Source organism: Streptomyces canus, assembly GCF_030816965.1.
Taxonomy (GTDB): Bacteria; Actinomycetota; Actinomycetes; order Streptomycetales; family Streptomycetaceae; genus Streptomyces; species Streptomyces canus_E.
Genome location: NZ_JAUSYQ010000002.1, coordinates 7,398,251 through 7,415,052 on the forward strand (window position 1 = coordinate 7,398,251; position 16,802 = coordinate 7,415,052).

The 16,802-nt window shown below is 70.4% G+C and carries 18 protein-coding genes and 2 pseudogenes; 9 read left to right on the forward strand and 11 right to left on the reverse strand.

Features of this window, described 5'->3' with window-relative positions:
* Positions 1-155 precede the first annotated feature (155 nt).
* The 3 genes and pseudogenes from QF027_RS35060 to QF027_RS35070 all read left to right on the forward strand — a co-directional run.
* Positions 156-1,148, forward strand: a complete 993-nt coding sequence (locus tag QF027_RS35060; protein ID WP_373432450.1) for an AraC family transcriptional regulator — start codon at positions 156-158, stop codon at positions 1,146-1,148.
* Positions 1,112-1,753: an AzlC family ABC transporter permease gene (locus QF027_RS35065; protein ID WP_373430941.1), complete on the forward strand. Its 642-nt coding sequence runs from the start codon at positions 1,112-1,114 to the stop codon at positions 1,751-1,753. The genes QF027_RS35060 and QF027_RS35065 overlap by 37 nt, the downstream gene beginning before the upstream one ends.
* Positions 1,750-2,049: pseudogene (locus QF027_RS35070) on the forward strand (AzlD domain-containing protein); the annotation flags it as partial. The gene QF027_RS35065 and the pseudogene QF027_RS35070, both read left to right, overlap by 4 nt.
* Positions 2,050-2,370: 321 nt before the next feature.
* On the opposite strand, the gene QF027_RS35075 reads toward QF027_RS35070, so the two are convergent.
* Positions 2,371-3,315: a hypothetical protein gene (locus tag QF027_RS35075; protein WP_307079138.1), complete on the reverse strand. Its 945-nt coding sequence runs from the start codon at positions 3,313-3,315 to the stop codon at positions 2,371-2,373.
* 80 nt (positions 3,316-3,395) lie between these two features.
* On the opposite strand from QF027_RS35075, the gene QF027_RS35080 reads away from it, so the two are divergent.
* Positions 3,396-3,590: a DUF3046 domain-containing protein gene (locus tag QF027_RS35080; protein WP_306975556.1), complete on the forward strand. Its 195-nt coding sequence runs from the start codon at positions 3,396-3,398 to the stop codon at positions 3,588-3,590.
* A 125-nt stretch (positions 3,591-3,715) separates the two neighbouring features.
* Positions 3,716-4,975: an AI-2E family transporter gene (locus tag QF027_RS35085; protein ID WP_306975554.1), complete on the forward strand. Its 1,260-nt coding sequence runs from the start codon at positions 3,716-3,718 to the stop codon at positions 4,973-4,975.
* Between the two features lie 11 nt (positions 4,976-4,986).
* On the opposite strand, the gene QF027_RS35090 is transcribed toward QF027_RS35085, so the two are convergent.
* Both QF027_RS35090 and QF027_RS35095 read right to left on the reverse strand, forming a co-directional pair.
* Entirely contained in the window at positions 4,987-5,787 is an 801-nt protein-coding gene (locus QF027_RS35090) for a hypothetical protein (RefSeq protein ID WP_307079140.1), read from the reverse strand.
* Entirely contained in the window at positions 5,787-6,191 is a 405-nt protein-coding gene (locus tag QF027_RS35095) for a hypothetical protein (RefSeq protein ID WP_306975550.1), read from the reverse strand. The genes QF027_RS35090 and QF027_RS35095 overlap by 1 nt, the downstream gene beginning before the upstream one ends.
* 332 nt (positions 6,192-6,523) lie before the next feature.
* On the opposite strand from QF027_RS35095, the gene recA reads away from it, so the two are divergent.
* From recA to QF027_RS35110, 3 genes are read left to right on the forward strand one after another with little or no spacing between them, the layout of a single operon-like run.
* On the forward strand, positions 6,524-7,648 hold the full coding sequence (gene recA / locus QF027_RS35100; RefSeq protein ID WP_306975548.1) for a recombinase RecA: 1,125 nt from the start codon (positions 6,524-6,526) through the stop codon (positions 7,646-7,648).
* A gap of 4 nt (positions 7,649-7,652) precedes the next feature.
* A complete protein-coding gene (recX, locus tag QF027_RS35105; RefSeq protein WP_307079142.1) occupies positions 7,653-8,627 on the forward strand; it encodes a recombination regulator RecX in 975 nt (324 codons plus the stop codon).
* 46 nt (positions 8,628-8,673) lie between these two features.
* The gene (locus QF027_RS35110; protein ID WP_306975544.1) at positions 8,674-8,910 is read left to right on the forward strand and encodes a hypothetical protein; all 237 of its coding nucleotides are present in this window, start codon (positions 8,674-8,676) and stop codon (positions 8,908-8,910) included.
* On the opposite strand, the pseudogene QF027_RS35115 reads toward QF027_RS35110, so the two are convergent.
* From QF027_RS35115 to QF027_RS35145, 8 genes and pseudogenes are all read right to left on the reverse strand, one after another.
* Positions 8,886-9,035, reverse strand: a pseudogene (locus QF027_RS35115) (rhodanese-like domain-containing protein); the annotation flags it as partial. The gene QF027_RS35110 and the pseudogene QF027_RS35115 overlap by 25 nt on opposite strands.
* Before the next feature lie 535 nt (positions 9,036-9,570).
* Positions 9,571-10,104, reverse strand: coding sequence for a cysteine dioxygenase (locus QF027_RS35120; RefSeq protein WP_307079144.1), 534 nt, complete (start codon positions 10,102-10,104; stop codon positions 9,571-9,573).
* A 76-nt stretch (positions 10,105-10,180) separates the two neighbouring features.
* Complete coding sequence (locus QF027_RS49740) at positions 10,181-10,228, reverse strand: hypothetical protein (RefSeq protein ID WP_309506048.1); 48 nt, start codon at positions 10,226-10,228, stop codon at positions 10,181-10,183.
* A gap of 116 nt (positions 10,229-10,344) precedes the next feature.
* Positions 10,345-11,949 (reverse strand): FAD-dependent monooxygenase, encoded by a 1,605-nt coding sequence (locus QF027_RS35125; RefSeq protein ID WP_307079145.1) that lies wholly within the window; start codon positions 11,947-11,949, stop codon positions 10,345-10,347.
* A gap of 188 nt (positions 11,950-12,137) precedes the next feature.
* A complete protein-coding gene (locus QF027_RS35130) occupies positions 12,138-13,049 on the reverse strand; it encodes an amino acid ABC transporter permease (protein WP_306975536.1) in 912 nt (303 codons plus the stop codon).
* Positions 13,046-13,714 carry an amino acid ABC transporter permease gene (locus tag QF027_RS35135; protein WP_306975533.1) on the reverse strand — a complete coding sequence of 223 codons (669 nt, stop codon included), beginning with the start codon at positions 13,712-13,714 and terminating at the stop codon, positions 13,046-13,048. Before QF027_RS35135 ends, QF027_RS35130 begins: the two co-directional genes overlap by 4 nt.
* A 108-nt stretch (positions 13,715-13,822) precedes the next feature.
* Positions 13,823-14,668, reverse strand: a complete 846-nt coding sequence (locus QF027_RS35140) for a glutamate ABC transporter substrate-binding protein (RefSeq protein WP_306975532.1) — start codon at positions 14,666-14,668, stop codon at positions 13,823-13,825.
* Between the two features lie 61 nt (positions 14,669-14,729).
* Complete coding sequence (locus QF027_RS35145; protein WP_007385132.1) at positions 14,730-15,506, reverse strand: amino acid ABC transporter ATP-binding protein; 777 nt, start codon at positions 15,504-15,506, stop codon at positions 14,730-14,732.
* Between the two features lie 301 nt (positions 15,507-15,807).
* Here QF027_RS35145 and QF027_RS35150 point away from each other — a divergent pair, with 301 nt between their 5' ends.
* Positions 15,808-16,494 carry a response regulator transcription factor gene (locus tag QF027_RS35150; protein ID WP_306975529.1) on the forward strand — a complete coding sequence of 229 codons (687 nt, stop codon included), beginning with the start codon at positions 15,808-15,810 and terminating at the stop codon, positions 16,492-16,494.
* Positions 16,495-16,802 lie beyond the last annotated feature (308 nt).

Below are 16,802 nucleotides of genomic sequence, written 5' to 3' on the forward strand. Positions count from 1 at the left end.
ACTGACAATGCCCCTGACCTGCGGGATGTCTCCGGCGGTTGAGCGGGGATGCCTGCGGGTCCGGTGGGGGTGTGCACAGCGCCTACGCGTAGGGGTGGCCGTCCTCACCGGCTTGGCCCACTCCGGGGCGCGGGGAACCGCGTGACAATGGGTGCATGGCGGGTTTCGGGGAGCGGGCGCGACACTGGCGGTATGCCCAGTTGCCCGGGGTCGATCTGCTGCGGGCCCGGTATGTGCGCAAGACGTTTGTGCGGCATACGCATGAGCACTTCGTGATCGCGGCCATCGCGGACGGGGTGGAGGTCTTTCACCATCGGGGGGCCGATCAGTACGCGGGGGCCGGTGCGCTTGCGTTGGTCAATCCCGATACGGCTCATACGGGGCGGGCCGGGGTGCCCGAGGGGTGGCGGTACGGGGCCGTGTATCCGTCACCCGAGGTGGTGGCCGGGATCGCGGCTGAGACGACTTCGCTGCGGGGTACGCCCGGCTTCGTGCGGCCGGTGCTCGACGACCCGTATGCGGTGGCCTTGGTGCATCAAGTGCTGCGGGCCGCAGATGAGGGAAACGCGCTGGCCGCCGACACGTTGTTGCGGGTCGCCGTGACGCGGTTGCTGCGGGAGAACGGCGGGGCGTTGCCGCAACGGGATGTGCGGAGCGCGGGCGCTCGGATCGCCGTACGTGCGCGTGCCGTGCTGGAGGAGCGGATGGCCGCCCCGCCGACGCTGGAGCAGTTGGCCGCCGATCTCGGGGTCGGCCCGTTCGCGTTGTTGCGTGCTTTTCGGGGTGTCTACGGGATGCCGCCACACACGTGGCTGACCGATGCCCGGGTGCGGCGGGCTCGGCAGTTGCTGGATGCGGGGGCCGGCCCTGCCTCGGCCGCCGTCGAAGTGGGGTTTACGAACCAGTCTCATCTGAACCGGCATTTCACGCGGATCGTCGGTGTGCCTCCGGGGTCCTATCAGCGGGAGCGCAAGAACGTACAAGACTCGCCCGGGCGGCTGCTCCTAGCGTCCGAGGCGTGGCAGACGAACAGACAGCGCTCGCAGATACGCACGCCGACGGTGGAGGCAGGCCGGACGCCGCCGTCGTCCGAGACGCCCTCGGGGTCGGGGTGGCCGTCGGACTGTCCGGGTTCGCCTTCGGGGTGACCTCGGCCGGCAGCGGGCTCACGCTGACGCAGACCTGTGCGCTCAGCCTCCTGGTGTTCACCGGTGCGTCCCAGTTCGCGCTCGTAGGAGCGCTCGCGGCCGGTGGAAGCGCTCTTGCGGCGGCCGCCGGAGCCTTCTTCCTGGGGGCGCGCAACGCCTTCTACGGGCTGCGGCTGTCGCAGTTGCTGGCCCTCCCGCGCGTGCTGCGTCCCTTTGCCGCCCAGTGGGTCATCGACGAGACGGCGGCCGTCTCGCTGGCTCAGCCCACGCGGCGCAGTGCGCGCATCGGGTTCGCCGTCACGGGGCTGAGTCTGTACCTGTTGTGGAATCTGACGACCTTGCTGGGAGCCCTGGGAGCCGACGCGATCGGGGACACGCGTGCGTGGGGCCTGGACGCGGCCGGGCCCGCCGTCTTTCTGGCGCTGCTGGCGCCCATGGTGAAGAGCCGCACCGAGCGGGTTGTGGCCGGGCTCGCCGTGCTGCTGGGGCTCGGGCTGCTGCCTGTGCTGCCCGCCGGGGTGCCGGTGCTGGCGGCCGCTCTTGCCGCGCCTCTTGTCCTGTGGGTGCGGGGACGTCGTGAGCGGATGCGGGGCGAGGGACGGTGAACGTCTGGATCGCCATCGGTGCCACCGCGCTCGGTTGTTACGCCGTCAAGCTCCTCGGGCTGCTCGTGCCCGCCGGCGTTCTCGATCGGCCCCTGGTGAAGCGTCTGGCCGCGTTGCTGCCGGTGGCACTTCTGGCCGCGCTCACCGCGCAGCAGACCTTCGCCGACGGGCGGGTGCCGGTGCTCGACGCGCGGGCCGCGGGACTCGCTGCCGCCGCCGTGGCGCTGCTCCTGCGGGCGCCGTTCCTGCTCGTGGTCGCGGCTGCGGTGGTTGTGACGGCGGGGGTGCGGGCCGTGATGGCGGGGGTGCGGGTTATGGGGTTGTGGCGGCGGGGGGTGCGGGCCATCGGGGTGTGGCGGCGGGGGGTGCGGGCCATCGGGGCGTGAAGGGCCGGGGTGTGGGCCCGTGACGGCGGCTGCGGTTATGGGGCGTCGAAGTCGGGAGTGCGGGCATGGGGGCGTGAGGGCGGAGGTGCAGGCCAGCGGTGTGAGGGTGAGGGCGGGCCATCGGGGTGTGACGGGGGAGGCCTGGCCACGGGGGCGAGACGGCGGAGGTTCGGAGCGCAGGGACGCGAGAGGCCGCCGTCACGCGTGTGCCGGCGTGGTCGTCGTACCGGCTCAGCCCACTTCGCGGCCGTACGCCCGCAGTGTGCGCAGGGCCTCGATCGTCAGCATGGGGCGCGCTTCGAGGGCCGTGGACGGTGCCCACCGGCGCCGGCGGATCGGCCAGCCGCCGTCCTCCTGCTGCTCGGCCGCGAGGTGGTCCAGCGAACGGGACATCTCGGCGTCCGTGAACCACGCGCGCGCGAGGGAGCCCGGCGTCTTCGCGTAGTCGTGCGGGAAATGGTGCTCGCCCAGGGCGTAGCCGGGGGAGACGGGGAACGCGTCGAGATTCGAGGGGTCCAGCGCGGCCAGACGTTGTTCGCGCACCAGTCGGCCGAGGCGGTCGGCGGCCGCCTCCGCGCGCGGGCGGTCGGGGACGGAGTCCAGGAAGGTCACGGCGGACTGGATCTCGTACGGGTGGGACACCTGGAGGGAATCCACCGCCTGCCAGCAGAAGTCCGTGGCCCGGAACAGCCAGGCGTGCCAGACCTCGTTGCGGTGCAGCAGACCGACCACGGGACCGGTGGTGAGCAGATCGCTCGGCGGGCCGTCCACGACCGTCATGAAAGGGGCCGTCGGATAGCCGCGCTGAGCGGGAGTGACCGCCGGGAGGGCGCCGTCCGGGGTGGACACCGAGGTGAGATAACGGCACACGCGCTCCACACGCTGTCCGCCGCAGCGTCCGACGGCGTCCAGGACCCGCAGGGCGTGACCGGTGTGCAGGGGCTGGCTGACCGGGCCACGCAGATCAGGTTCCAGCGCGTGACCGTACCCGCCGTCCGCGTTGCGGTACGCCTCCAGCGCCGTCTCCACCGGGTCGGGGCCGGCGTTCAGGAAGTGGTAGGCGAACAGACGCTGTTCCAGCACACGCGCGGTGAGCCAGACGTGGTGCTCGGCGCGGAAGAGCGGGGAGTGCGCCGGTGGCGTCTGGGGGAGTGGGGAAGCTCCTGTTTCGGACATGCGTCAGACCGTAGGACGGAAAGCGGTCTCGGCAGGCGGTCCCGGCCGAGGCCCACCCTCAGGGGCGGGATACTGGAGTCATGCGGTTGACGGTCTTCTGGCAGCGGATGGCGGAACACTTCGGTCCGGGGTACTCCGACACCTTCGCGCGCGATCACGTGATGACGGAGCTCGGCGGGCGCACGGTGTTCGAGGCGCTGGACGCCGGCTGGGACGCCAAGGACGTGTGGCGCGTGGTCTGCACCGTCATGAACGTTCCGGGCGAGCGGCACTGAGACGGCGTGGACGTTCCGAGGAGAAGTGCCGACCGGGCGTGAACATCTCACGAAACAGGCACTGACCGGTCACGAAGATCGCAGGACGGCAGCCGATTGTCAGTCGCGTGGGCGAGACTTGCTCCGTGGCACCCACTGACGAGTCCGGGCAGGCAGCCCAGCACGCATCTCCGCTCGGCACGACGCCGCCCACCCGGCCCCCGGCCGACGGCGCCGGGCCGAACGCCCGCATGCCGCGCTGGCTGCCGCGCGCCATGGTGCTCGCGCTCGCTCTCATCGCCGTGTTCCAGCTCGGCAGTTGGGCGTTCCACCAGCTGATAGGCCTGCTGACCAACATTCTCATCGCGTTCTTCCTGGCCCTGGCCATCGAACCCGCGGTGAGCAAGATGGCCGCGCGCGGCATGCGTAGGGGGCTCGCCACCTTCCTCGTCTTCTTCGCGGTGCTGATCGTGACCGCCGGCTTCGTCACGCTGCTCGGGTCGATGCTCGCGGGTCAGATCATCAAGATCGTCGAGGACTTCCCGAACTACCTCGACTCCGTCATCGCCTGGATCAACGGACACTTCCACACCGATCTGAAGCGTGTGGACGTCCAGGAGGGGCTGCTGCGCTCCGACTGGCTGCGGAACTACGTGCAGAACAGCGCCACCGGCGTCCTGGACGTCTCCGCCCAGGTCCTCGGCGGGCTCTTCCAACTGCTGACGATCGGGCTGTTCTCCTTCTACTTCGCCGCGGACGGCCCGCGCCTGCGCCGTGCGATCTGCTCCGTCCTGCCGCCCGCCCGCCAGACCGAGGTGCTGCGCGCGTGGGAGATCGCCGTGGACAAGACCGGCGGCTACATCTACTCGCGCGGTCTGATGGCCCTCGTCTCCGGAGTCGCGCACTTCGTCCTGCTCCAGGCCCTGGACGTGCCGTACGCGCCCGTGCTCGCCGTCTGGGTCGGCCTGGTCTCGCAGTTCATCCCCACCATCGGCACCTATCTCGCGGGCGCCCTGCCCATGCTGATCGCCTTCACGGTCGACCCCTGGTACGCGCTGTGGGTGTTGGTCTTCGTAGTGATCTACCAGCAGTTCGAGAACTACGTGCTGCAGCCCAAGCTGACCTCGAAGACCGTCGACATCCACCCCGCGGTCGCCTTCGGCTCGGTCATCGCGGGCACCGCCCTCCTCGGCGCGGTCGGCGCCCTGATCGCCATCCCGGCGGTCGCCACGCTGCAGGCGTTCCTGGGGGCGTACGTGAAGCGGTACGCCGTCACCGACGACCCTCGCGTCCACGGGCACCGGAAGCGGGGCGAGGGACCCTCGCCGGTCACACGCGTGCGTGCGCTGTGGGAGCGGCGGCGGCCGGGAACGCAGGCATCCGGCGACGGTGACGACTCGTCCTGAGGGCGCCGGGTTCAGTACGCGTGGGCGGCCCACGCCCCGGCGCCGACGACGGCCGTGACGTAGGAGCCGATCGCCGCGTACAGGATCCGTCGCCGTAGCGGTTCGCTCCAGGGCGTGCGGGACAGCAGCCAGGCCAGGGCGGGCAGGACCAGGACCGCGTGCAGGCTCACGCCGTGCAGTGGCTTGAGCGGGGCGGTCGAGTGGTAGGCCGCCTCCTGGTGGCCGGTGCGGGTGAGGACGACACCGCGCGCGATCATCGCGGCACCCGAGGCGAGCGCGACGAGCAGGATCGCGAACCCGGACCGCACCGCGAGGTCCATCCCCGCCGGGCCCGAGGGCCGGTGGCGGAAGGAGACGACCGCGAAGACCGTCAGGAGCAGTACCAGGACGACGCCGCCCACCGCGAGCGTCATGGACACCGCCGTGTCGAAGGGCGTCTCCATGTCGAGGTGCGAGGGCACCCCGCGCCACGCCTGGAGGGTGATGCCGCCGACCTCCACCACACAGTCGGCCGCGAAGACCCCGAGCAGCAGGGCGCGCAGCCGGGGGCCGACGCGCAGATACGACGTGACCCAGGTGACCGCGATCAGGATCACCCCGAAGGACACCCCGAACGTCACCGGCTTGCGCCAGGAGACCGGCCCGTCCCAGGGGCCCCCGTACACAGCGAACACCACCAGGTGCGTGAGCCCGGAGAGGACCAGGAGGACACCGGTGGCGTGGCAGAGACGCTCCACGCGGCGTGCACCGCGGGCCGGCGGCGCCGACGTCCGTGTCGGCACCGCGGGCGCTTCCGTCGGGACCGGGTCCATCAGTGCCGTTCTCCCTTCCGGGGCAGGGTGGCCGCGGCCCCGGCGATCACCAGGGTGGCGAGGGCGACGAGCGCGGCAGCAGTCGAAGCGATGAGCGCGGCGTCCCCCGAGGAGAGGTGGTCGCCGGTGTTCGGGGTCAGGAACGCGCCCGTGCCGATGAACAGGCCCACACCGAGGGCGAGCCCAGGCGTCCATCGGTTCGTGCGCCAGGCCACCAGCCCTGCCACCACGAGCGGGATGACGAGTCCGGGCGGGACGGTGGGACAGTCCGCTCGGGCGGCGATCTGGCCGGCGATCGACGCGGCCAGCAGGAGCAGCGCGGACAGGGTCGCGACCACGGCGGGGGAACGTGCCGTGCCGGTGTCGTTCCGGGTGGTCTCCGGGGTGCTCGTCGTGGTCTCCATGGCACCAGACTCGCGAGAACGGCCCGCCCGGTCGTCGTACCGCCGAAGACACCTGAAGTACGCCGCGGGAAGTAGCCGGGGCGTGGCGGAGGAAGCCGTCGGAGCGTGCCGCAGGAAGTGACCCGGGTGCCGTGTGGTGCGCTTGACACGAAAATCGAACGTCCATTCTTATGGAAGTTCCGGCGATGTCAACGGCGGGCGTTTCGGCATGGTTTGCATGGAGAAGTGTCCGAGTTATCCACAGGCCGGACGGCCGTCGGGACGCATTGTCAGTGGCAGGCGTTAGCGTCTTTGACGTGAAGCGATCGACTCAAGCAAATCGGGTGGAACCCATGGCAGGAACCGACCGCGAGAAGGCGCTCGACGCCGCGCTCGCACAGATTGAACGGCAGTTCGGCAAGGGTGCCGTGATGCGCCTGGGCGAGCGGCCGAACGAGCCCATCGAGGTCATCCCCACCGGGTCGACCGCACTCGACGTCGCCCTCGGCGTCGGCGGGCTGCCGCGTGGCCGGGTGGTGGAGGTGTACGGACCGGAGTCCTCCGGTAAGACGACCCTGACGCTGCACGCGGTGGCCAACGCCCAGAAGGCCGGCGGCCAGGTCGCCTTCGTGGACGCGGAGCACGCCCTCGACCCCGAGTACGCGAAGAAGCTCGGCGTCGACATCGACAACCTGATCCTGTCCCAGCCGGACAACGGCGAGCAGGCCCTGGAGATCGTGGACATGCTGGTCCGCTCCGGTGCCCTCGACCTCATCGTCATCGACTCCGTCGCAGCCCTCGTCCCGCGCGCGGAGATCGAGGGCGAGATGGGTGACAGCCACGTCGGTCTGCAGGCCCGTCTGATGAGCCAGGCCCTGCGGAAGATCACCAGTGCGCTCAACCAGTCCAAGACCACCGCGATCTTCATCAACCAGCTCCGCGAGAAGATCGGCGTGATGTTCGGCTCCCCGGAGACCACGACCGGTGGCCGCGCGCTGAAGTTCTACGCTTCGGTGCGGCTCGACATCCGTCGCATCGAGACCCTGAAGGACGGTACGGACGCGGTCGGCAACCGCACCCGCGTCAAGGTCGTCAAGAACAAGGTCGCGCCGCCCTTCAAGCAGGCCGAGTTCGACATCCTCTACGGGCAGGGCATCAGCCGCGAGGGCGGTCTGATCGACATGGGCGTGGAGAACGGCTTCGTCCGCAAGGCAGGCGCCTGGTACACGTACGAGGGCGACCAGCTCGGCCAGGGCAAGGAGAACGCGCGCAACTTCCTGAAGGACAACCCCGACCTGGCCAACGAGATCGAGAAGAAGATCAAGGAGAAGCTGGGCGTCGGCGTCCGGCCCCAGGAGCCGACCGCCGAGCCGGGTGCGGACGCCGCGGTGTCCGCTACCGCGGACGATGCCGCGAAGGTGCCGGCTCCGGCGGCTGCGAAGGCGACGAAGGCCAAGGCTCCGGCCGCCAAGAGCTGATCCTGTGACACGGCGAACCGACTGGGCCGAGTACGAGGACGCTCCACGAGGCTGGGGCGGAAAGGACGACGGGGGTTCTGCCGGGCCGGGCGGCGACGGAGACGGTGCGGACGGGGGACACGGCCGCTCGGTGTCGTCCGGCATGGGGTGGATCGGCGATGAGCCGACGGGCGGCGCGGACGGGGGATTCGGCCGCGCGACGTCGTACGGCGTCGAGGGGGCGGGCGGCGATGACCTGTCGTACGGCGCCGGTCGGTCCCACCGCGGCGGGACGTACGGCTATGGCGGGCCGAGCGGCGACGAGTCCGGTGACGGGGTGGCGCGTGGTTCGGGGGCGTTCGGCCGGAGCTCGCGTCGAGGTGGTCAAGCCCCGGGCGGTTCCCGTGGGCGTCGGCAGCGTCGGCGCGGCTTCGGGGAGTCGCCCGGTGAGGACGGAGGCGGCCCCTCCTTGTCGAGGGCCGAGAAGGGGGAGCCTCCGGCGGACCCGGTGGAGCAGGCGCGGGCGATCTGTCTGCGCCTGCTCACCGGGACCCCGCGCACGCGGAAGCAGCTCGCCGACGCCCTGCGCAAGCGGGAGATCCCGGACGACGCCGCCGAGGAGGTGCTGTCGCGGTTCGAGGAGGTCGGACTGATCAACGACAGCGCGTTCGCGGACGCCTGGGTGGAGTCCCGGCACCACGGCCGGGGGCTCGCCCGGCGGGCGCTCGCCCAGGAACTGCGGACCAAGGGCGTCGACTCCACGCTGATCGACGCGGCCGTCTCGCAGCTCGACTCCGAGCAGGAGGAGGCGACGGCCCGCGAGCTCGTCGACCGCAAGCTGCGCGCGACTCGCGGCCTCGACCGCGACAAACGACTGCGCCGCCTCGCCGGCATGCTCGCCCGCAAGGGCTACTCCGAGGGCATGGCCCTGCGGGTGGTCCGCCAGGCGCTGGAGGAGGAGGGCGAGGAGACGGAGTTCCTCGGCGACGAGGGATTCTGACACGGGGAGTTCTCAGGACCCTGAGCGGAAAGACGCCGGGTCGGATATGGGCGTCCAGCGCGAAGGGAAGCATCGCCGGCCAGGGCCGGGTCTCCCCGGCGGGCAGCAGGGAGAGCCGGCCGTCACCGGCACCGTCGCCCTGCTGCGCGACGCGGCCGTCACCGGCACCGTCGCCCTGCTGCGCGACGAAAACATCGGCAAGATCGCGAACGGCCGGGTGTGCCTGGTCACCAAACGGACCGGGGACACGGTCCCGCTCTACTGCCCGCCCGGCATCGGCTGACGTCCCGGCACTCCAGGAGCCGCCGTCCGGACGGCCCGGGCGGTGACCGGAAGCCCCGCCGCCCGCCAGGCCTGGAAACCGCCGACCAGATCCGTGGCCCGGCGCAGCCCCAGCCGGTGCAGGGTCCGCCGCCAGGCTGGGGGCAACCGTTCCTGAGGGCTGAGCAGGAGCGAGCCCATTCAGCCGCACGCCCGGAACGGTCTTGGGCGTTCCCCCACTGCCTCAAGGGCGTGGGAGGTACCCCCAGGTCCCCGGCGTACTCGACCCCGGGTGGCGGACCGATCCTGTGCGTGGTCCGGTCCCGGGAGGCACCTGCGGCTGGAGGCCGCTGATGGACGCCGCCCTGCGCGACCTGGCCATGGGGCTACGGCCAGAGGCGACGGGGAGGCCCTGAACCATCTCTCTGGTGGAGCAGGGGCCCCGCACTCCGCCAGAGGGGGTGCCCCCAGGCGCCGTACCCGGCGTCCCCAGGTCGCACGATCACGTCAACCCGATCGGCCCAGGGCCCCGCGCGACCGGACCAGCACACGATCGAGCTGACTCGGCCTCGTACGCACTCCCCGGCGAGCAGTTACCAACCCCTCGTCGCACACCACCACGACGCAGATCGTGGCCCGTGGCCCGTGGCCCGTGGCCTCGTAGGACCGACAGGCGGGGCGCTCACTGCCAGTCCTCCGGCCGCTCCACGTGCTCCAGCCGGAGGATCTGGCCCGTGCGGCTGTAGCGGCGGATCTGGGGGAGGGGCGGATAGTAGGCGTGCACGGAGATCGCGTGGACCTCGGTGGACTCGTTGAGGACCTCGTGGACGTGGTGCTGTCCGAACGAGCGGCCCTTGCCGGCCGGCAGCCGTCGCTCGCGGTCCACGTCCTCGGAGAGTTCGAGGGTCTTCCAGCCGTCGGCGGGCAGCCGGGCGGCGAGGGAGTTCTCCTTGAGCTCTCCGGCGGCGATGGTGAAGGCACCGACCGACTCGGCGTGGTCGTGCCAGCCGGTGCCGGTGCCGGGCGGCCAGCCGATCAGCCAGGCCTCGCTGCCGCCGGGCCCCTCCAGGCGCACCCAGGTGCGGCCCTCCGGGTCGAGGGGGAGCGAGTCGATCAGCTCGGTGTCGGCGGCGGTGCGCCGTACGAAGTCGAGGAGGTCGGCCTGGGTGGGGGGCGCGACGGAGGACACCGAGGGGAGGGCGGGGGAGACAGACACGGACACCGTCCTGAGAAGAGTTCGCGAGAGCGTGCCGTCGCACAGACACGGCACGCGGGGAAGTGACGAGGCGAATTCAGCAGGACGGGCGACACACGCAGCCCGCATAGCGGACGAGGTCCATATGGACCCTCCGCCACAGGCGCACACAGGTGTCGGTCACGATGCGGAGTACACCATGCGGGCCCGGAGCGTTTCAACTCACCGTCACTATGTGGACACACAGTGACGGTGAGCACGTCAACGCGAGCCGGCCCCCGCGCTCGCCTCGGCTTTCGCCGGCGGCCCGCCGAGCGCCGTCTCGGCCGCCGAGTACAGGTCGGCCGGGCGGACTCCGCTCAGCGCTGTGACGAGGTGACCGTCCGGCCGTACGAGAAGGACCGTGTGCGGGGCCGCACCCGGGTACTCCTCGGCGACCAGGAGCTCGGCGTGGTGCGGCAGCGCGGTCACCGACGCGGCCAGGCGGGGCATGATCCCGGCGGTCACCCAGTGCTTGCGCTCCCACACTCCGGTGCCCGGCGCGACCAGCACGACCAGCAGCGCGCCGCGGCCCAGGCGCTCACGCAGCCGTACGAACGAGCCGTCCTCGGCGGTGACCCGCACATCCGTGACCGCGGCCCCCGGCAGGGTGTCGACGGGCACCTCTCCTTCGAGGTGCCGGGGTGCGAGGGGCGAGTCGGCGTACGCCCCCGGCGCGCCGAGCGGGCCGCGCCCCAGGTGACCGTCCGTGAGCAAGGAGTCGTGGCCGCGGGCCGAGCCGGGGACGACCGAGCGCAGCCCCCCACCGCCACGGAGCAGCGGCAGCGCCTGGTCGGCGGCGCGCAGCCGTCCGGCGACAACCGCGCGCCGCTCGGTCTGATAGCTGTCGAGAAGCGCCTCGTGCGACCCGTGGTGCCAGGCCAGAGCAAGCTTCCAGGCGAGGTTGTCGGCGTCCTGGAGGCCCTCGTCGAGGCCCTGCGTGCCGAGCGCCCCGAGGCAGTGCGCCGCGTCCCCGGCGAGAAAGACCCGGCCGGCGCGCCAGCGGCGGGCCAGCCGGTGGTGCACGGTGTGGACTCCGGTGTCGAGGAGTTCGTACGGCGGTGTCGAGCCGCCCGTCCAGCCGGCCAGGGTCTCCCGGACACGGGCCACAAGGAGTTCGGGGGTGACCAGGTCCTTGCCCGGCGGCAGCAGCCAGTCAAGGCGCCACACGCCCTCGGGGAGCGGGCGGGCGGTGATCTCCCCGGCCGACGGGCCGGATGTCCGCCATGGTGGCATCCGGTGGAGCACCGCTCGGTCCTCCCAGGGGAGTTCCGCGCGCAGGGCGGCGACCGCGTGGCGCTCGACCGCCGTACGGCCCGGGAACCGAATGTCCTCGAGCTTGCGCACGGTGGAACGCGGGCCGTCGCAGCCGACCAGATAACTTCCGCGCCACCAGGTGCCCTTGGGGCCGCGGGTGTGGGCGGTGACGCCCGAGGGCTCCTGCTCGATCGTGTCGAGACGGCTGTCGGTGGTGAGCTTGACCAGCCGCTGCTCGGCCAGAGCGGCGCGCAGGGCGCCGGTCAGGACGTGCTGCGCGAGGTGCAGGGGGGCGTCTCCGGCCTCCCCGAAGTCGACCTCGCGCATCACCTGCTTGCGGCGCATCGACCGCCATCCGGCCCAGTGCACTCCGAGCTCGGTGACCGGTACTCCGGTCAGCCGCGACACGAGAGCGGCGGTGCCCTCGTGCAGTACGGCGGTCCGGGCCAGGCGGGGTTCGTCCTTGCCCGGACCCTCGTCGAGGACCACGGAGGGCACCTCCTGACGCGCCAGCGCCAGGGCGAGCGTGAGCCCGACGGGCCCCGCTCCGACGATGATCACCGGGTCCACGGCGCGGCGCCCCCTGCCCGCAGCGGAACGCCGGGAGATGTATGTGAACAGGAGGTCGGGGCAGGGTGCACGATCACAGAACGTATGCAACCCATTGCCGGTGCTTGCGTCAAGTGACGGAGGCAGTGGCGATCATGCCACTGCCTCCGTGTCGTCCGGGCGGACCGTTCAACCCACTTGACTGACTGTCAGAATCCGCCGCCGGTGTTCTCGCCGGTTCCGTAGGTGCCGCGCACCGCGGCGGGGTTGACCTCCACCGTGTCCTCACCGAGCACCGCGCCCGTGCTCTTCTTGCTGCGCCGCAGCCTCTTCTCCAGCCAGCTCGCGAAGCTGGTGAGGAGGAAGTTGACGATGATGTAGATGATGCCGACGACGATGAAGCTCGGGATGACGTTGGCGTAGTTGGCCGCCAGCGTGCTGCGCGAGTTGAGCAGCTCGGTGAAGCCCAGCATCACGCCGCCCAGCGCGGTGTCCTTCACGATGACGACCAGCTGGCTGACGATGGCCGGCAGCATCGCGGTGACGGCCTGCGGGAGCAGGATGCTGGACATCGTTTGGCCCTTGCGCAGACCGACCGCGTAGGCCGCCTCCGTCTGCCCCTTGGGCAGCGAGAGGATGCCGGCCCGGACGATCTCGGCGAGCACCGACGCGTTGTAGAGCACCAGGCCGGTGACGACGGCGTACAGCGGTCGCTGTTCGCTGCTGATGTCCGTGGAGCGGACGTAGAACTCGTTGGCGAACAGCATCAGCAGCAGGACCGGGATCGAACGGAAGAACTCGACCACCGTGCCGGCCACGCCCCGCACCCAGGCGTGGTCGGACATGCGGGCGATGCCGAAGACCGCACCCAGTGGGAGGGCGATCAGCATGGAGATCGCCGCGGCCTTGAGGGTGTCACCGAGGCCGGGCAGCAGGTACGTCGTCCAGGCCTCGCTGGTGGTGAAGGGCTCCCAGAGGTTCCACTCCAGCTGGTTCTTGTCGTCCATCTTCTGCCACACCCACCACAGGAGGAGGGCGAGGAGGACGGTGAAGACGATGGACAGGAGGATGTTGCGCCGTTTGGCGCGGGGTCCCGGAGTGTCGTAGAGGACCGAGCTCATCGCTTCACCGCCAGTCGCTTGGCGAGCCAGCCGAGGAGGAGGCCGGTCGGCAGGGTCAGTACCACGAAGCCGAACGCGAAGACCGCGCCGATGGCGAGCGTCTGGGCTTCGTTCTCGATCATCGTCTTCATGAGAGCGGCGGCTTCGGCCACACCGATCGCGGCCGCCACGGTGGTGTTCTTGGTCAGCGCGATCAGTACGTTGGCCAGTGGGCCGATGACCGAGCGGAAGGCCTGCGGGAGCACGATGAGACGCAGGGTCTGGCTGAAGTTCAGGCCGATCGCGCGAGCCGCCTCGGCCTGGCCGAGCGGCACCGTGTTGATGCCGGAGCGGATCGCCTCGCAGACGAACGAAGCGGTGTAGACGATGAAGCCGAGCACCGCCAGCCGGAAGCCCTGGACATCGAAGTTGTCCGCCGCGCCCATCGTCACACCGAAGATGTCGGCGAGGCCGAGCGAGGTGAAGACGATGATGACCGTCAGGGGGATGTTCCGGACGATGTTGACGTAGGCGGTGCCGAAGCCGCGCATCAACGGGACCGGGCTGACCCGCATCGCGGCCAGCAGGGTGCCCCAGATCAGGGAGCCGACAGCGGACAGGGCGGTGAGTTTCACCGTCATCCAGAACGCCCCGAGGACGTCATAACCTTCTAGAAAGTCGAACACGATCTCCCGCGCTTCCGGGTGTGTGGCGTGTGTGTGGCGTACGTGGACGGGCGCGGCGCGCCGCCGCCCTGATCGCGGCGGGCGGCGGCGCGCCGGTGCGTGCCTGCGTTACTTGACGATGACGCCGATCTTCGGGGCGGGCTCGTTCTTGTAGCCGGCCGGGCCGAAGTTCTTGTCGACCGCCTTCTGCCAGGAGCCGTCGCTGACCATCTTCTCGAGAGCGGTGTTCACCTTGTTCACGGTCGCGGTGTCGCCCTTCTTCACACCGATGCCGTAGTTCTCGTTGCTCAGCTTGAGGCCGGCGAGCTTGAACTGGCCCTTGTACTTGTCCTGGGCGGCGAAGCCCGCCAGGATCGAGTCGTCCGTGGTCAGCGCGTCGACGGCACCGCTCTGGAGGGCGGCGATGCACTCCGAGTAGCCGGCCTGCTGCTTCAGCTGGGCCTTCGGGGCGAAGTCGTCCTTGACGTTCTGCGCCGAGGTCGAGCCGGTCACGGAGCACAGCTTCTCGCCGTTGAGGTCCGTGGCCTCGCTGATCTTGGAGTCCTTCTTCACCAGCAGGTCCTGGTGGGCCAGCAGGTACGGGCCGGCGAAGTCCACCTTCTGCTTGCGCTCGTCGGTGATGGAGTAGGTGGCCGCGATGAGCTTCACGTCCTCACGGGCGAGGGCGTTCTCACGGTCGGCGCTCTTGGTCTCGACCCACTCGATCTGGTTCGCGTCGTAGCCGAGCTGCTTGGCCACGTACGTCGCCACGTCCACGTCGAAGCCGGAGAAGGAGCCGTCGGGCTCCTTCAGACCGAGGCCGGGCTGGTCGTACTTGATACCGATCTTGATCTTGCCGCCACCGCCGGAACCCGAGCCGGAGCTGTCGTCGTTGCTGTCGCCGCCGCAGGCGGTCGCGGACAGGGCGAGGGCGAGGACGGCGGCCGAGGCGGCGGTGACCTTGCGGAGCTTCATGGTGAACATCCTTTGGGTGGTGAAGAGATGAGGGCCGTCGGTGGTCGATCCGGGTGGCACGTCAGTGGTGCAGGATCTTCGACAGGAAGTCCTTGGCACGGTCGCTGCGCGGATTGCTGAAGAACTGGTCGGGCGCAGCCTCCTCGACGATCCGTCCGTCCGCCATGAAGACCACGCGGTTTGCAGCCGATCGTGCGAAACCCATTTCGTGCGTGACGACGATCATTGTCATGCCGTCGCGGGCGAGCTGCTGCATGACCTCCAGCACCTCGTTGATCATCTCAGGGTCGAGCGCCGACGTGGGCTCGTCGAAGAGCATGACCTTGGGGTCCATTGCCAGGGCGCGGGCGATGGCGACACGCTGCTGCTGACCGCCGGACAGCTGGGCGGGGTACTTGTCCGCCTGCGTGGCGACGCCGACCCGGTCGAGCAGGGCGCGCGCCTTCTCCTCGGCCTGCTTCTTGTCGGCCTTGCGGACCTTGATCTGGCCCAGCATCACGTTCTCGAGCACGGTCTTGTGCGCGAAGAGGTTGAAGGACTGGAAGACCATGCCGACGTCGGCGCGCAGCCGGGCCAGTTCCTTGCCCTCCTGGGGCAGCGGCTTGCCGTCGATGGCGATCGAACCCGTGTCGATCGTCTCCAGGCGGTTGATGGTGCGGCACAGGGTGGACTTCCCGGACCCGGAGGGTCCGATGACCACGACGACCTCGCCGCGGGCGATCGTCAGGTCGATGTCCTGGAGTACGTGCAACGCGCCGAAGTGCTTGTTGACGCTCTTCAGGACGACCAGTTCGCCGGTCGCGGCCACATCTTCCTTGGCCACCGATACTTCGGTCATCGCTCTCTGGCTCCGTCCTCCTCGGTTTCGGAGGACAGTAGTAACCCCACGCGACCAGCGTCATCAGTCTTGAGGGGAATCTGAGCATCACGATCCGATAGCAATCGGACACGTGTCGTAGCACTTGCGGCCAGTGCCCATATCGGCCGCGTAACGGAACCGCGCCGCAACCGGAACGCCCTTGACGCCGTCCTCATCCATCAGCATGACTGCTCGATGCGCACGCGTGTGTGCGTACGCACACTTGTACCTGTTCACTGCACATTCAGATAGTACGTCCGATGGACCAAAGGGGGCCGGGGTGAGACTTCTCCTCGTCGAGGACGACAACCACGTGGCCGCCGCGCTGTCCGCGGTGCTCGCCCGGCACGGTTTCGACGTCACGCACGCCCGCAGCGGCGAGGAGGCCCTCCAGGCGCTCGTCCCGGAGGTGGACGGCTTCGGTGTCGTGCTCCTGGACCTCGGACTGCCCGACCAGGACGGCTACGAGGTCTGCGGCAAGATCCGCAAGCGCACCAGCACTCCGGTGATCATGGTCACCGCTCGCTCCGACGTGCGCTCCCGCATCCACGGTCTCAACCTCGGCGCCGACGACTACGTGGTCAAGCCGTACGACACCGGGGAGTTGCTCGCCCGCATCCACGCCGTCAGCCGGCGCACCGTCCACGAGGACGCGCCGGGCGGCGGGGATGCCGCGCTGGTCCTCGGTGCCGTGCGCATCGAACTGCCGACCCGTCAGGTCACCGTCGACGGCACGGTCGTCCAGCTCACCCGCAAGGAGTTCGACCTCCTGGCGCTGCTCGCACAGCGGCCCGGTGTGGTCTTCCGGCGCGAGCAGATCATCAGCGAGGTCTGGCGCACCAGCTGGGAGGGGACCGGCCGCACGCTGGAGGTACATGTGGCGTCCCTGCGCGCGAAGCTGCGGATGCCGGCACTGATCGAGACGGTGCGGGGCGTGGGGTATCGGTTGGTGGCGCCGGGGGTGTGAGAGGGCGGGGCCCAGGGGTCTTCGTGGCGCCTCGGGCCGGGGCGCGAAGGCCTTGCGGGCCGGGCCGGGAGCAGGCCGGGTCGATCGCGGGAGCGAGGTGGCAGGGAATCCCGGGGCAGGGACTCGAAGGGTGTGACGAGTCTCCGGGCGCAGGTGTGCGGCCAGAGCTGTGCGAGGCTCGGGGGGAGGGAATCGGGTCGGCGAGGGACGGTGGTTGTGGGCGCGGGTGAGTACGGGGGCGCGGTTGCCCGCGTGGACGGTGGTGGCCGGGGGCGGCTCGGCGCGGGGGGCCGGGGCGGTCCGGGTGA